Origin of the sequence: Pseudomonas sp. 3HC3 (genome assembly GCF_044904505.1) — a bacterium.
Classification (GTDB): Bacteria; Pseudomonadota; Gammaproteobacteria; order Pseudomonadales; family Pseudomonadaceae; genus Aquipseudomonas; species Aquipseudomonas putida_Y.
In genome coordinates, this window is sequence record NZ_JADDRH010000014.1 from 77397 (window position 1) to 92645 (window position 15249).

The 15249-nt window shown below is 61.2% G+C and carries 16 protein-coding genes, 1 tRNA gene and 1 pseudogene; 14 read left to right on the forward strand and 4 right to left on the reverse strand.

Features of this window, described 5'->3' with window-relative positions:
- Positions 1-106 precede the first annotated feature (106 nt).
- The 14 genes from INQ47_RS18185 to INQ47_RS18250 all read left to right on the forward strand — a co-directional run bounded on the left by INQ47_RS18185 (position 107) and on the right by INQ47_RS18250 (position 10467).
- Positions 107-853 (forward strand): YebC/PmpR family DNA-binding transcriptional regulator, encoded by a 747-nt coding sequence (locus INQ47_RS18185; protein ID WP_003254770.1) that lies wholly within the window; start codon positions 107-109, stop codon positions 851-853.
- 185 nt (positions 854-1038) lie between these two features.
- On the forward strand, positions 1039-1563 hold the full coding sequence (ruvC, locus tag INQ47_RS18190) for a crossover junction endodeoxyribonuclease RuvC (protein ID WP_010952366.1): 525 nt from the start codon (positions 1039-1041) through the stop codon (positions 1561-1563).
- A gap of 109 nt (positions 1564-1672) precedes the next feature.
- Positions 1673-2290 (forward strand): Holliday junction branch migration protein RuvA, encoded by a 618-nt coding sequence (gene ruvA / locus INQ47_RS18195; RefSeq protein ID WP_051099711.1) that lies wholly within the window; start codon positions 1673-1675, stop codon positions 2288-2290.
- Complete coding sequence (ruvB, locus tag INQ47_RS18200) at positions 2287-3333, forward strand: Holliday junction branch migration DNA helicase RuvB (RefSeq protein ID WP_003254766.1); 1047 nt, start codon at positions 2287-2289, stop codon at positions 3331-3333. Before ruvA ends, ruvB begins: the two co-directional genes overlap by 4 nt.
- A 124-nt stretch (positions 3334-3457) precedes the next feature.
- Positions 3458-3910, forward strand: coding sequence for a tol-pal system-associated acyl-CoA thioesterase (gene ybgC / locus INQ47_RS18205; protein ID WP_016711994.1), 453 nt, complete (start codon positions 3458-3460; stop codon positions 3908-3910).
- 2 nt (positions 3911-3912) lie between these two features.
- Entirely contained in the window at positions 3913-4608 is a 696-nt protein-coding gene (gene tolQ / locus INQ47_RS18210) for a protein TolQ (RefSeq protein ID WP_010952367.1), read from the forward strand.
- 14 nt (positions 4609-4622) lie between these two features.
- Entirely contained in the window at positions 4623-5075 is a 453-nt protein-coding gene (gene tolR, locus INQ47_RS18215) for a protein TolR (RefSeq protein ID WP_003254760.1), read from the forward strand.
- Positions 5075-6157: a cell envelope integrity protein TolA gene (gene tolA, locus INQ47_RS18220; RefSeq protein WP_176685099.1), complete on the forward strand. Its 1083-nt coding sequence runs from the start codon at positions 5075-5077 to the stop codon at positions 6155-6157. Before tolR ends, tolA begins: the two co-directional genes overlap by 1 nt.
- A 26-nt stretch (positions 6158-6183) precedes the next feature.
- Positions 6184-7455 (forward strand): Tol-Pal system beta propeller repeat protein TolB, encoded by a 1272-nt coding sequence (gene tolB, locus INQ47_RS18225; protein ID WP_252458648.1) that lies wholly within the window; start codon positions 6184-6186, stop codon positions 7453-7455.
- A 54-nt stretch (positions 7456-7509) separates the two neighbouring features.
- Positions 7510-8010, forward strand: coding sequence for a peptidoglycan-associated lipoprotein Pal (gene pal / locus INQ47_RS18230; RefSeq protein WP_003254755.1), 501 nt, complete (start codon positions 7510-7512; stop codon positions 8008-8010).
- A 6-nt stretch (positions 8011-8016) separates the two neighbouring features.
- On the forward strand, positions 8017-8823 hold the full coding sequence (gene ybgF / locus INQ47_RS18235; RefSeq protein ID WP_404702268.1) for a tol-pal system protein YbgF: 807 nt from the start codon (positions 8017-8019) through the stop codon (positions 8821-8823).
- Between the two features lie 168 nt (positions 8824-8991).
- Entirely contained in the window at positions 8992-9639 is a 648-nt protein-coding gene (gene queE / locus INQ47_RS18240; RefSeq protein WP_252458638.1) for a 7-carboxy-7-deazaguanine synthase QueE, read from the forward strand.
- 17 nt (positions 9640-9656) lie between these two features.
- Positions 9657-10331 (forward strand): 7-cyano-7-deazaguanine synthase QueC, encoded by a 675-nt coding sequence (gene queC, locus INQ47_RS18245; RefSeq protein ID WP_404702269.1) that lies wholly within the window; start codon positions 9657-9659, stop codon positions 10329-10331.
- A gap of 60 nt (positions 10332-10391) precedes the next feature.
- Positions 10392-10467 (forward strand) — tRNA-Lys (locus INQ47_RS18250).
- 83 nt (positions 10468-10550) lie between these two features.
- Here the strand turns inward: INQ47_RS18250 and INQ47_RS18255 are convergent.
- The 4 genes and pseudogenes from INQ47_RS18255 to INQ47_RS18270 all read right to left on the reverse strand — a co-directional run bounded on the left by INQ47_RS18255 (position 10551) and on the right by INQ47_RS18270 (position 15144).
- On the reverse strand, positions 10551-11510 hold the full coding sequence (locus INQ47_RS18255; RefSeq protein WP_252459641.1) for a cation diffusion facilitator family transporter: 960 nt from the start codon (positions 11508-11510) through the stop codon (positions 10551-10553).
- Positions 11511-11658: 148 nt separating this feature from the next.
- Positions 11659-12414: a methyl-accepting chemotaxis protein gene (locus tag INQ47_RS18260; protein ID WP_370688784.1), complete on the reverse strand. Its 756-nt coding sequence runs from the start codon at positions 12412-12414 to the stop codon at positions 11659-11661.
- Between the two features lie 102 nt (positions 12415-12516).
- Positions 12517-13725: pseudogene (locus INQ47_RS18265) on the reverse strand (HAMP domain-containing protein); the annotation flags it as partial.
- A gap of 66 nt (positions 13726-13791) precedes the next feature.
- A complete protein-coding gene (locus INQ47_RS18270; protein WP_404702270.1) occupies positions 13792-15144 on the reverse strand; it encodes an APC family permease in 1353 nt (450 codons plus the stop codon).
- Positions 15145-15249 lie beyond the last annotated feature (105 nt).

The window sequence follows — 15249 nt, forward strand, 5'->3', positions numbered from 1 at the left end:
CGGGCGCATCCACATGGATGCGCCTTTGCGTTTCGACGCAGGTATTTTCCCGTCCCGCCCCGTCATGGGGCGGGGCTGTTTGTGATTCAAAGGATTCGGAGTCGTTATGGCTGGTCATTCCAAGTGGGCGAACATCAAGCACCGCAAAGAGCGCCAGGATGCCAAAAGAGGCAAGGTCTTCACCAAGTGGATCCGTGAACTGACGGTCGCTGCCAAGCAGGGTGGCCCTGACCCGGCATCCAACCCGCGCCTGCGCCTGGCGTTGGACAAGGCCCTGGGCGCCAACATGAGCCGCGACATCATCGATCGCGCCGTAGCGCGTGGTGCCGGCACCAACGAAAGCGACAACGTCGAAGAGCTCAGCTACGAGGGTTACGGCCCGGGTGGCGTGGCGATCATGGTCGAAGCCATGACCGACAACCGCAACCGTACCGCCGCCGCCGTGCGCCATGCCTTCACCAAGTGTGGCGGCAACCTGGGTACTGACGGCTCGGTGGCTTACCTGTTCGAGCGCAAAGGCCAGATCAGCTTTGCCCCGGGCGTGGAAGAGGACGCGTTGATGGAAGCGGCTATGGAGGCCGATGCCGACGACGTGGTGGCCAACGACGACGGTTCGTTCGACGTATTCACTTCGTTCAACAGCTTCTATGCCGTGCGTAATGCCCTGGAAGAGGCTGGCTTCAAGGCCGCTGATGCAGAAATCGTCATGCAGCCGACCACCAGTGCCGAGCTCGACCAGGACGGTGCCGAAAAGGTGCTCAAGTTGATCGACATGCTTGAAGACCTGGACGACGTGCAGAACGTCTATTCCAATGCCCAGATTTCCGACGAGATCATGGAAAACCTAGGCTAAGGTGATTTGGCATTTTGTGCCAACGCTGAGCGTTTGATAGCGCCTGTGCCGGCCCTTTCGCGGGTAAACCCGCTCCTACAGGTATTACGCCCATTTCAAATGTGGTGCAGTACCTGTAGGAGCGGGTTTACCCGCGAAAGGGCCGGCGCAGTTTGTAGAGATGCATCATTTTTTCGACGGGCTTTATGACTCTGATTCTAGGTATCGACCCTGGCTCGCGCATCACCGGCTATGGCGTGGTACGCCAGACCGCCCGTGGTTGCGAGTACGTGGCGTCGGGCTGCATCCGCACCGGCAGCGGTGAGCTGCACGAGCGGCTGCAGATTGTTTTTCGTGGTGTCAGTGAAATCATTGCCCAGCACGGCCCGGTGACCATGGGCATCGAACGGGTGTTCATGGCCCGCAACGCCGATTCGGCGCTAAAGCTTGGCCAGGCACGTGGTGCGGCTATCGTCGCCGCCGCCGAGGCTGGCCTGGAGATCGCCGAGTACAGCGCCACCCAGGTCAAGCAGGCTGTGGCCGGCACAGGTGGTGCCAACAAGGAGCAGGTGATGATGATGGTCATGCATCTGCTGAAATTGACGCAAAAGCCGCAGATTGACGCTTCCGATGCCCTGGCCATCGCGCTGTGCCACGCCCACACCCGCTCCAGCCTGGTGCCGCATGGCTTGACCACCGCGCGGCGACGCGGCGGGCGCTTGCGTCTGTAAGCGCTTCATGCGCTGATACACATTTTGTTCGGGTGATAGGTTCACCTGCTGCATTTGCTGATAGGGTTGAGCGGTCTTTGACCGGCTCCCCGAGAGGAAGGATCGGAACGTGATTGGACGTTTGCGCGGCACCCTGGCGGAAAAACAACCGCCTCACCTGATTATCGACGTCAACGGCGTGGGTTACGAACTGGAAGTTCCCATGACCACGCTGTACCGGCTGCCCAAAGTGGGGGAACCCGTCACGGTGCATACCCATCTGGTCGTGCGCGAAGATGCCCACTTGCTCTACGGCTTTGCCGAAAAACGCGAGCGCGAGCTGTTTCGCGAGCTGATCCGCCTGAACGGCGTAGGGCCGAAGCTGGCCCTGGCGCTGATGTCCGGGCTGGAAGTGGATGAACTGGTGCGCTGCGTGCAGGCCCAGGACACCTCGGCCTTGGTGCGCGTGCCAGGCGTCGGCAAGAAAACCGCCGAGCGCTTGCTGGTCGAGCTCAAGGACCGTTTCAAGGCCTGGGAAACCTCGCCGGCCATGTTCACCCTGGTCTCCGATGGGCCTTTACCGGTCGCCAGCGAGTCCAGTGCCGAGGCCGATGCAGTCAGTGCCCTGGTCTCGCTGGGCTACAAGCCGCAGGAAGCCAGCAAGGCCATCGCCGCGATCAAGGACAAGGCCGGCCTGAGCAGTGAAGAGCTGATCCGCCGCAGCCTGAAAGGGATGATTACCAAGTGATCGAAGCCGACCGCCTGATTGCCGCCAGTGGCCGCGACCGCGAAGAAGTCCAGGACCGTGCGATTCGCCCGCTGAGCCTGGATGAGTACATCGGCCAGCCAGTAGTGCGCGAGCAGATGGCGCTGTTCATCCAGGCCGCCCGCGGTCGCGGCGAGTCGCTTGACCACACGCTGATCTTCGGCCCGCCCGGCCTGGGCAAAACCACCCTGGCCAACATCATCGCTCATGAAATGGGCGTGTCGGTGAAGAGCACTTCGGGGCCGATTCTCGAGCGCCCCGGCGACCTGGCAGCCATGCTGACCAACCTCGAGCCGCACGACGTGCTGTTCATCGATGAAATCCACCGGCTGTCACCTGTTGTCGAAGAGGTGCTGTACCCGGCCATGGAGGACTTCCAGCTCGACATCATGATCGGCGAAGGCCCGGCAGCCCGTTCCATCAAGCTTGATCTGCCACCCTTCACCCTGGTGGGGGCTACTACCCGTGCGGGCATGCTGACCAACCCGCTGCGTGACCGCTTCGGTATCGTCCAGCGCCTGGAGTTCTACAACGACAAGGATCTGAGCACCATCGTCAGTCGCTCGGCCAACATCCTTGGCCTGGCCATCGAAGACCAGGGCGCCTACGAGATTGCCCGCCGTGCCCGTGGCACGCCGCGCATCGCCAACCGCCTGCTGCGCCGCGTGCGTGACTACGCCGAGGTGCGCGGCAAGGGCCAGATCACCAAGGCCGTGGCTGACATGGCGCTGAACCTGCTGGACGTCGACGAGCGTGGTTTCGACCATTCGGACCGTCGCCTGCTGCTGACCATGATCGAGAAGTTCGATGGCGGCCCGGTGGGCGTGGACAACCTGGCTGCCGCCATCAGCGAAGAGCGTCATACCATCGAGGATGTGCTTGAGCCGTACCTCATCCAGCAGGGCTACATCATGCGCACGCCGCGCGGCCGCGTGGTCACCCGGCATGCCTACCTGCACTTTGGGCTGAATATCCCCGGGCGCTTGGGGGAGGGGGGCGATTTTTCCGAGCCAGGCGATGAATGACAGATCAAAAGCGACTTTTTGTGGTCCTACCGCTGGCATGCCCTTGGTGCGCTGGCAATAAGACATTAATGAAGAAAAACAGTTGCCATAGCGGATTGGCAAGCTGAGGAGTAAGCACTAGAGTATGCGCGCGCAAAATCAGCTCGAACCGTTCGCACATCGGTGTCGCGTCTATTACGAAGATACCGATGCGGGCGGCGTGGTGTATTACGTCAACTACCTGAAATTCATGGAGCGCGCGCGCACCGAACGCCTGCGGCACCTGGGCTTTTCCCAGTCGCAGCTGGCGGAAGACAACCTGCTGTTCGTGGTCCATTCCAGCGAAGCGCGCTATCACGCGCCGGCGCGGCTTGATGACGAATTGCGGGTGACCGCGCAAGTACTTGAACTCAATCGCGCCAGCCTGCGTTTCGTACAGCAGGTGTGGCGGGAAAAGGATGAAACACTGCTTTGCGAAGGGCAGTTCCTGGTGGCCGCCGTGCGCGCCGACACTTTCAAACCCCGAGCCATACCCCCCCAGCTGCGCGACGCCTTTGCGGCGGACGGCTCGGGTAATCAATCGAATGCAGGAGAATAAGCGTGGAAGCTAACGTCGTCGACCATACCTCCATGTGGAGTCTGGTCAGCAATGCCAGCGTGGTGGTACAGCTGGTAATGCTGACCCTGGTGGCTGCCTCGGTCACCTCATGGATCATGATCTTCCAGCGCAGCACCATGCTGCGCGCCGGTCGTCGTGCGCTGGATGCCTTCGAAGAGCGCTTCTGGTCGGGCATCGACCTGTCCAAGCTGTACCGCCAGGCAGGCAGCAACCCAGACCCGGACTCTGGCGTGGAGCAGGTGTTCCGTGCCGGGTTCAAGGAGTTCTCGCGCCTGCGTCAGCAGCCGGGCGTTGATCCTGATGCGGTCATGGAAGGCGTTGGCCGTGCCATGCGCGTTGCCATTTCGCGCGAGGAAGAAAAACTCGAGCAGAGCCTGCCGTTCCTGGCCACAGTCGGTTCGACCAGCCCGTACATCGGCCTGTTCGGCACTGTATGGGGCATCATGAACTCCTTCCGCGGCCTGGCCAGCGCCCAGCAGGCCACCCTGGCCACCGTTGCTCCGGGCATCGCCGAAGCACTGATCGCAACCGCCATCGGCCTGTTCGCGGCAATCCCGGCTGTCATTGCCTACAACCGTTTCGCCGCACGCAGTGAAGTGCTGATCGGCCGTTACTACACCTTCGCCGACGAGTTCCAGGCGATCCTGCACCGCAAAGTGCACACCAGCGAAGAGTAATCAGGTAGAAGCCCATGGCCCGAGTTCGCCACAAACGCAAGCCCGTCGCCGAGATGAACGTGGTGCCCTACATCGACGTGATGCTGGTGCTGCTGGTCATCTTCATGGTGACGGCGCCCATGCTCAATCAGGGCGTGAAGGTCGACCTGCCCAAGGTTTCCAGCGAAGCCTTGCCGCAGGACAACAACGTCCAGATCCTCACCATCTCCATCAAGGCCGATAAAACCTATTACTGGAACCTCGGCAGCGAAGTCGATACCGACAAGCAGATGGACAAAGCCATGACCTTGCCGGCCATGACCGATGCCGTCACCAAGATCATTGCTGCCGGCCGTGACCAGGGCAAGCAGACCCAGGTGTTCATTCGTGGCGACAAGGCTGTCGACTATGGCGCGGTCATGGGTGCCATGGGCGGGTTGCAGAAGGCCGGTGTCGGTAACGTTGGCCTGATTACCGAGGCGCCCTGATGCAACAGCGAGAGCCATCCGCCTCGGAAAGCTACTTCTGGCCCAGTGTCTGGGCCATCGGCCTGCATGTACTGGTGTTCGCCCTGCTGTTCGTCAGTTTTGCCATGACGCCCGAGCTGCCGCCATCCAAGCCGATTGTTCAGGCTACCTTGTATCAACTCAAGTCCAAGAGCCAGGCGACCACCCAGACCAATCAGAAGATTGCCGGGGAGGCGAAGAAAACCGCCTCGCGCCAGACCGAAGTCGAGCAATTGGAACAGAAGAAGGTCGAGCAAGAGGCCGTGAAGGCCGCGGAACAAAAGAAGGCCGACGCCGCTCAAAAGGCCGAAGAGGCTCGCGAGGCCGCTGAAGCGAAAAAAGCCGAGGCCGCTGAAGCCGCCAAGGCTGCCGAGGCAAAGAAAGCTGCCGAAGCCAAGAAAGCCGATGAGGCGAAGAAAGCCGCCGAGAAGCAGCAGGCCGACATCGCCAAGAAAAAAGCCGAAGAAGAGGCCAAGAAGAAGGCCGCTGAAGAGGCGAAGAAACAAGCCGCCGAGGACGCCAGGAAAAAGGCAGCCGAAGAGGCCAAGAAGAAAGCAGCCGAGGACGCCAAGAAGAAAGCGGCGGCCGAGGATGCGAAGAAGAAGGCAGCTGAAGAGGCCAAGAAAAAGGCCGCTGCAGACGCCCAGAAGAAAAAGGCACAGGAAGCGGCCCGCAAGGCGGCAGAAGACAAGAAAGCCCAGGCCTTGGCCGAGCTGTTGTCTGACACCACCGAGCGGCAGCAGGCGCTGGCCGACGAGCAGGGCGATCAGGTGGCTGGTGATTTCGACGACCTGATCCGTATGCGCGCGGCCGAGGGCTGGGCGCGTCCGCCTTCCGCGCGCAAGGGCATGACGGTGACCCTGCAGGTCAGCATGTTGCCGGACGGTACCATTACCAGTGTCAGCGTGGCCCGTTCCAGTGGTGACGGCCCGTACGACAGTTCGGCGGTGGCTGCGGTCAAGAACATTGGTCGTCTGACCGAGATGCAGGGTATGAAGCCGAGCGATTTCAACCGTTATCGTTCGTTCAAGATGACATTTACACCTGAGGATCTAGCGTTGTGATTAAACGTCTGAGAGGACTGCTGGTCATGCTGTGCTGCGTGGCAGGCATGACCGTGGCAGAGGAAAAGAACATCCTGGTCACCAGCGGCAGCGACCGGGCTACGCCCATCGCGGTAGTGCCGTTCGGTCTGCAGGGCGGCAGCGTGCTGCCGGAAGACATCGCCGACATCATCGGCAACGACCTGCGCAACTCTGGCTACTACTCGCCAATTCCGCGGCAGAACATGATCAGCCAGCCGTCGCAGGCCAGCGAAGTGATCTTCCGTGACTGGAAAGCGCTGGGAGCCCAGTACGTAATGGTCGGCAGCATCGTGCCGTCGGGCGGTCGCCTGCAGGTGCAGTACGCGCTGTTCAACGTCGCCACCGAGCAGCAAGTGCTGACCGGCAGCGTAGCGGGCAGCACCGACCAGTTGCGCGACATGGCGCACTACATTGCCGACCAGTCGTTCGAGAAGCTCACCGGCATCAAGGGCGCGTTCTCTACGCGCATGCTGTACGTGACGGCCGAGCGTTTTTCCACCAACAACACCCGCTACACCCTCCAGCGTTCGGACTATGACGGAGCGCGTGCGGTGACCCTGCTGCAATCGCGTGAGCCGATCCTGTCACCGCGCTTTGCGCCGGATGGCAAGCGTATCGCCTACGTTTCGTTCGAGCAGAAGCGCCCACGTATCTTCGTGCAGAACATCGATACTGGCCGCCGCGAGCAGGTCACCAACTTCGAAGGCCTGAACGGCGCGCCAGCCTGGTCGCCAGACGGTTCGCGCCTGGCGTTCGTGCTGTCCAAGGACGGCAACCCGGACATCTACGTGATGAATATGGCTTCGCGCCAGATCAGCCGTGTTACTGCAGGCCCCGGTATAAATACCGAGCCGTTCTGGGGCAAAGATGGCAACACCCTTTACTTCACTTCAGACCGTGGCGGCAAACCGCAGATTTATAAACAGTCGGTCAGTGGTGGTGGTGCCGAGCGCGTAACGTTCGTGGGTAACTACAACGCCAACCCGAAACTTTCGGCGGACGAAAAGACCTTGGTAATGATTCATCGCCAACAAGGGTTTACCAACTTTAAAGTGGCGGCACAGGACTTGCAGCGCGGAAGTGTAAAGATTCTGTCTGAAACAAGTCTTGATGAGTCTCCCACTGTTGCGCCAAACGGCACCATGCTAATCTACGCCACCCGCCAGCAGGGCCGGGGAGTCTTGATGCTCGTGTCGCTTAATGGCCGCGTGAGGCTCCCACTTCCTACCGCTCAAGGCGAAGTCAGAGAACCGTCCTGGTCCCCTTACCTGAACTGATTGCGGCGTAATACATTTTGCTTAACACACTGGGGTTTCATTAGGAGTTTCACGATGGAAATGCTGAAGTTTGGTAAATTTGCTGCGCTGGCCCTGGCCATGGCCGTAGCTGTAGGTTGCTCCTCGAAGGGCGGTGACAACGCGGGCGAAGGCGCTGCTGTAGACCCTAACGCTGGCTACGGTGCCAACACTGGCGCTGTTGACGGCTCCCTGAGCGAAGAAGCCGCCCTGCGCGCAATCACCACCTTCTACTTCGAATACGACAGCTCGGACCTGAAGCCAGAAGCCATGCGCGCTCTGGACGTTCACGCCAAGGACCTGAAAGCCAACGGCAACCGTGTTGTTCTGGAAGGTAACACCGACGAGCGCGGCACCCGCGAGTACAACATGGCTCTGGGTGAGCGTCGTGCGAAAGCCGTTCAGCGCTACCTGGTTCTGCAGGGCGTTTCCCCTGCTCAGCTGGAACTGGTTTCCTACGGCGAAGAGCGTCCAGTTGCTACCGGCAACGACGAGCAGTCCTGGGCTCAAAACCGTCGCGTAGAACTGCGTAAGTAAGTTCTTATGCGTATGTGCCGCCGTGTAGTAACCGTCCTCGCACTCAGTCTGCCGCTTGCGGCCTGGGCTGAGGTCCCTGTAGTAGATGACAACGCAGGCAGCTATCCGCCTGCGGGTTATGGCACGAGCGGCGCCTATGCCGGGTCAGGGGCTTCGGCCCCTGCCTCTGCACAGGGTCAGCTGTTCATGCAGCTGCAACAGATGCAGGATCAGATTTCCCGCCAGCAAGGCATCATCGAAGAGCTGCAAAACGATGTGTCGCGCATGAAGCAGGAAAGCCTGGAGCGTTACCAGGACCTGGACCGTCGCATCAACAGTGGCGCTGCGCCTGCCGCAACCCCTGACAATTCCTCCGGTGGTGGTGCGTCCAATGCCGCCCCCGATGCCGCAGCAGGTGCTGCTGCGCAACAGCCGGCCGGCAGTAGCCAGCCCGGCGATCCGGCGAAAGAAAAGCTCTACTATGATGCTGCGTTCGACCTGATCAAACAGAAAGACTTCGACAAGGCCAGTCAGGCATTCAATGCCTTCCTGCGCAAGTACCCCAACAGCCAGTATGCCGGTAATGCCCAATACTGGTTGGGTGAGGTGAACCTGGCAAAAGGCGACCTGCAAGGCGCCAGCCAGGCCTTTGCCCAGGTCAGCCAGAAGTACCCAAAGCACAGCAAGGTGCCAGATTCGCTGTACAAACTGGCTGATGTCGAGCGCCGTATGGGCCATACCGACAAGGTGAAGGGCATCCTGCAGCAGGTCATCACCCAGTACCCGGGCACCTCTGCTGCTCAACTGGCCCAGCGTGACCTGCAGAAGCTCTAGGCGTTGCCGCTGTACCGCTCGAAAGAAACCCGCGCCAGTCGCGGGTTTTTTCGTTAGAATCACTGCCCTTTTTTCGTAAACACGCTGCTGCGGATAACGCTATGTCGAGTCCGCGACAGTGCCTGACGGAGGCGGACAGCCTGTTTAGCTGTCACGCCCGTGGCGAGCATGCAAGACACATTACGCATCACCGAAGTCTTTTACTCTTTGCAGGGTGAGACGCGAACGGCCGGGCTGCCCACGGTTTTTGTGCGCCTCACCGGTTGCCCCCTGCGTTGCCAGTACTGCGACAGTGCCTATGCCTTCAGTGGCGGTACCGTACGCACCCTTGATTCGATCCTTGAGCAAGTGGCCGGCTTCAAGCCGCGCTACGTCTGTGTCACCGGTGGCGAACCACTGGCCCAGCCCAACGCCTTGCCGTTGTTGAAGCGGCTGTGTGACGCCGGTTACGAGGTGTCGCTGGAGACCAGCGGCGCGCTGGATATTGCCGGCACCGACACCCGCGTCAGCCGTGTGGTCGACCTGAAAACCCCAGGCTCCGAAGAGTCGCACCGTAACCGCTACGAGAACATCGAGCAGCTGACACGTAACGACCAGGTCAAGTTCGTCATCTGTTCCCGCGAGGATTATGACTGGGCGGTATCCAAGCTGATTCAGTACAACCTGGCTGAGCGTGCCGGTGAGGTGTTGTTCTCACCCAGCCATCATCAGGTGAACGCCAGTGACCTGGCTGACTGGATCGTTGCTGACAACTTGCCCGTACGCTTCCAGCTGCAGCTGCACAAGCTGCTGTGGAACGACGAGCCCGGACGTTGATTGAGGAGCACGTATACATGACCGAAAAACGCGCAGTAATCCTGTTGTCCGGCGGCCTGGACTCAGCCACCGTGGTTGCCATGGCCAAAGCCGAAGGCTACAGCTGCTACACCATGAGCTTCGACTACGGCCAGCGGCATCGTGCCGAGCTGAACGCCGCTGCCCGCGTGGCCCGGGACCTGGGCGTGGTCGAGCACAAGGTGATTGGGCTGAACCTCGACGGCATAGGCGGTTCGGCATTGACCGACAGCAGCATCGACGTGCCGGAAGTCCCGGGTGAAGGCATTCCGGTCACTTACGTGCCGGCGCGCAATACTGTGTTCCTTTCGCTGGCCCTGGGTTGGGCAGAAGTGCTGGAAGCGCGCGACATCTTCATTGGCGTCAACGCCGTGGATTACTCCGGCTACCCGGATTGCCGCCCCGAGTTCGTCGAGGCCTTCGAGCGCATGGCCAACCTGGCGACCAAGGCTGGCGTAGAAGGGCAGGGCTTCCGCATCCAGGCGCCGTTGCAGAACATGAGCAAGGCACAGATCGTGCAGGCTGGTATGGCCCGTGGTGTGGACTACAGCCTGACCGTTTCCTGCTACCAGGCCGACGATGACGGCCGCGCCTGTGGCAAATGCGACAGCTGCCGCCTGCGCGCCGATGGTTTCAAGGCGGCCGGTATCGAAGACCCGACGCGGTATTTTTGAACAAAGTTTGATGGGGTATTGATTTCCCGTTAGAAATCAGTATTATACGCGCCATCCAACGGGTCGTTAGCTCAGTTGGTAGAGCAGTTGGCTTTTAACCAATTGGTCGTAGGTTCGAATCCTACACGACCCACCATACTCAGTACGTCAAAGCCCGCAATCAGAAATGGTCGCGGGCTTTTTCGTTTTCGGAATTATGGGGCGCAAAGCGCCCCCGATTTACTCGGCCCACTCAGGATCCCCGGTAAATACCACCGTCAGCCAACGGTCCGGCCCTTCACCGCCCACCGCGTCACCAATCTCGTTACGCCACGCATCCCATTCATCAATGGTCTTGGCCGCCATGGCCTTGGGCACGATGAAATACAGCTCAATTTCCCTCGAGCGCCCGACCTTGGCGACATAGGCGCGGTAAGACTGCAGGCCGTGGCGAGCGACGAAGGCCTTGGCCACTTCATCTACGTGCAGTTTGAGGTCGCCGGGGGTGACCAGGAAGATTTCAGACAGCGCCTGACGCACCACCGACATCGGCAACGGCACGATCACCAGGCACACCAGCGCCAGCACCGCCGGGTCGATGTACGGTGATACCCATTGCAGCGAAGTGCCCTGCACGGCATAGCCAAAGCAGAAGGCGATCAGTAGCGCGGCAGTGATGCTGGCTGACATCACCCAGCCCTTGACGTCCATGCGCACGAAGTCTGACTTCAGTTTGCGGTTGGCGCGGGCCTCGATGACGGCGATGCTCACGCAGGTGATCACCGTCAGCATTGCGTAGGCCATGGCAATGCCAAACTCCAGGTGGCGCCCGCCTTGCAGCAGGCTGCTGACGGCGTTGATCAGCGCGTAGATGGCCACGCCGCTGAGCAGGATGCCGTTGAGCGCCAGTACCATTGGCTCCAGGTGCCAGAAACCCATGGTGAAGCGTTCGCGCAGCTTGCGCGACATCTGCACGCTGGTGGTGTGCGAAGTGATCAGCTTGACCACCACCAGCGACAGCCCGCTCATGCTGGCGTCGACCAGCGAGTAGACGCCGTCGAAGACGATGGAAAACGAGCCGGAGGCCAGGCCGAAGGCGATGCCGATGGTGGCGATGAACAGGGTGGCAGCGATCGAGGTGCGTAAAAGCCCTTGTTCGCTGGTGATGTCGAAGAAAGTGGATCGGGTTGCGGTTTGCATGAATAGTGCTCAGTAAAAACGATGATGCTGTGGTGTCTGTACCGGCCTCTTCGCGGGCAAGCCCGCTCCTACAGGGGCTGGCGCCGCCTACAAGAGCAGTGCAAATCCCTTGTAGGAGCGGGTTTACCCGCGAAGAGGCCCTCACAGGCTAGACGCGAAACTGCTCCATTAGCGCTTGCTGCTGGTTGGCCAGCCGGTTCAGGGCTTGGCTGATGCGTGCTGATTCATCGGCCTGCCCGGCCAGTGATTCTGTCACGTCTCGAATGCCGGCCACGTTACGGTTCACTTCCTCGGCCACCGCGCTCTGCTCTTCCGCTGCCGAGGCAATCTGCAGGTTCATGTCACTGATAACCGCCACCGCCTCGCCAATGCGCTGCAGTGCTGGCAACGCCTGCTCCATGCGTGCGGCGCTGTCCTGGGCTTGGCGTTGGCCTGCATGCATGGCCCCGACAACGTCCTGTGTACCTTGTTGAAGGCCTTCGATGACCTGGCGAATTTCCTCCACCGAAACCTGCGTGCGCTGGGCCAGGCCGCGCACCTCATCGGCAACCACGGCGAAGCCACGCCCGGCTTCGCCTGCGCGGGCCGCTTCGATGGCGGCATTCAGTGCCAGCAGGTTGGTTTGCTCGGCAATGGTGCGGATCACTTCCAGCACCGAGCCGATTTGCCCGCTGCGGTCTTCCAGTGCGCGCGCCTCGTCCATGGCAGTGTTCATGCCTGCGGCCAGGCGGTCGATGCCCTGGCGCGTGCTGTCCACCAGTTGCAAGCCTTCCTGGCTGGCCTGATCCGCAGCACGTGCGGCCTGGGCCGCCTGCGAGGCGTTGTGGGCGACATCCAGGGCTGTAGCGCTCATTTCGTTGGCCGCTGTGGCCACCTGTTCGATTTCGCGGTGCTGTTGCTGCATGCCGTTGCTGGTCTGGCTGGCGATGGCCGCCGATTGGTCGGCGGTGTCGCGTGCCTCCTGCAGCGACCCTTTTACCTGGGCAATAATCGGTTGCAACTTGTCGAGGAAGCGGTTGAACCAGCTGGTGAGCTGGCCCAGTTCATCCTGGCGGGCGTAGTCCAGGCGGCGAGTAAGGTCGCCCTCGCCACTGGCAATGTCTTCCAGGCGTGCGGCCACGGCCAGGATTGGCCGGCTAACGCCGCGCGCGGTCAGCCACACCAACAGCAAACCCGCGATTGCCGTGCCAAGACCTATCAGCAGGCTGGTGAGGTTGGCGTTCTGGTTATGGGTATCAAGGCGCTGGTTGAGGGCGACGGCAGGGGCCTGCAGCACGCTTTCCGGCAGCTCCAGCAATATCTGCCACGGGGCTGTGTCAGGGATGGGCGTGAAGGGGTGGGCCACGCGCAGCAGGCCGTCGGGTACTGCATTGTCCATGGGCTTGCCGAGCGCGCTGTCGTCGCGACTGTTGCCGGCCAGTAGGCCGGCGGCGGTTGCGATGCTTACCTGGCCCTGGCCGTCGAACAGATCGCGGCGGCCGTCCACGCTCAGTTGCTGCAGATTGGCCAGGCCGATGTCCAGGCCGACCACGCCGACTACCTTGCCGTGTTCCAGCAATGGCAGAGCGATGCTGGTCATCAGTACCTGGCGGCCGTTGACCTCGTCGAGGTACGGTTCGAGCATGCAGGTTCTGGCGGTGTCCTGCGGGCAGGTCAGCCAGCGGTTCTTCGCCGCGCCGTTGCTGCCAATGCTGTTGTCACCGAGCATCGTTTCCGGCATGGCTTCAAGCTCCAGGGTGCCGGGGCTGGGTTGTGACCAGTACAGCGAGAAACGCCCGCTCTCATTGCTGCCCATGGCGTCCTGGCCGAGGTACTGGCTGTCCTGTTGGTCCAGGGCATTGGGCTGGAATACCAGGTACAGGCCGATCACATCCGGGTTGCCGGCCAGGCTGGCACGCGCCTGGCGGGTCAGTTCGGCGCGCAGGTCGCCACCACCCCGGGCCTTCAGCACTTGCACCAGGCGGGCAAAGCCATTGCCGTACTGGTAGGCATCCATGAAGTAGCGCTGGATACGCAAGGCCTGGGTTTCGGCTTGGGCCTGCAGGCGCTGGCGGGCGCTGTTTTCAAGCATGGCGGTGTTGGCTTGGTTGACCAGGGCAGCGCTGCGATGCGCCTGGGTCAGCGAGGTGGCTACCAGCAAGACGACAATGGCCAGCAGGCACAGCCCGGCGAGCAGGGTGATCTTCCATTGGATGGAGAGGCGACGCAGCGGCATGAGGGCTTTCCTTATCGATCAAGTACAACGCCCGCGGTCAGGCGCGGGCGTTGTGGGCAGCAGGGGTCATTCGGCGACATAGTTGGGCGGTGCCGAGCGGAAGGCTTTGGTCAGCCAGCCCAGGTAGACCAGCCCGAGCGCAGCCCAGATGCCGCCAAACATCAGCGAATGTGCGTTCAGGTCCAGCCATAGCGAGACGATGATGCAGAAGCCGATGGTAGGCAGTACCAGGTACTTCAACTGGTTGCTCAGGCCTTTGCGATTGCCTTCACGCAGGTAGCAGTGGTTGATCACCGACAGGTTGACGAAGCTGAACGCAACCAGGGCGCCGAAGTTGATGATCGAGGTGGCAGTCACCAGGTCGAAGAAGATCGCCGACAGCGAAATGACGCCGACCACGGCAATGTTCAGCACGGGTGTCTTGTAACGCGAATGCAGGCGGGCGAAGACGCTGGCCGGGATCACGTTGTCGCGGCCCATTACATACAGCAGGCGCGACACGCTGGTTTGCGAGGCCAGGCCCGAGGCGATGGTGTTGATCACGGTGCAGGCGATGAAGATCGACTGGAATAGCTTACCGCCAACGTACAGGGCGATTTCCGGCAGGGCCGCTTCCTGGTCGTGGAAACGGGCCATGGTCGGGAAGTAGGCCTGGATGAAATACGACACAGTGATGAACACCACGCCACCGATCAATGCGGTGAGGAAGATCGCCCGGGGGATGGTCTTGGCCGGATCGCGAGTTTCCTCGGACAGGCAGGTGACCGCGTCAAAGCCCAGGAACGAGAAGCACAGGATGGTCGCACCGGCGGCCAGGGCGCTGAACTGGGTCTGGCTGTCGGCGAACGGTATCAGGCTCCAGGTGGTACCCAGCCCTTCACCATGGTCCAGGCCGCGCACGCACAGGTAAATGAATACGGCGATGATTGCCACCTGCACACCCACGAACAGCAGGTTGAAGTGTGCCACCAGGTTCACGCTGCGCATGTTGATCAGGCTGATCAGGGTGACGAAGCCGGCCACCCACATCCACTCCGGCACTTCCGGGAACATGGCTGAAAGGTAAAGCTTGGCCAGTAGTGCGTTGACCATAGGCAGCAGCAGGTAGTCCAGTAGCGAAGACCAGCCCACCAGGAAGCCCACGTGCGGGTTGATTGCGCGTTGGGTGTAGGTGTAGGCCGAACCCGACTGCGGAAAGCGCTTTACCAGGGTGCCGTAGCTCACGGCGGTGAACAGGATGCCGGCCAGCGCCAGAATGTAGGCGCTGGGTACGTGGCCGGCGGTAATCCCGCTGACGATGCCGAAGGTGTCGAACACGGTCATCGGGGTCAGGTAGGCCAGGCCGATGATGATCACGTGCCAGAGGCGCAGGGTTTTGCGGAGTTGGCCGTGGCCGGAAGCGCTCTGGTCAGGCTGCATGCTGGCATGGCTCCTGCTGCTGGGCGTAAACGACGGGCACGGTGTATTGCGCATGCGGCAAGGGCGAGCGGATGGGCTCCATGTTGTTCACCTTTTATGTTGGAG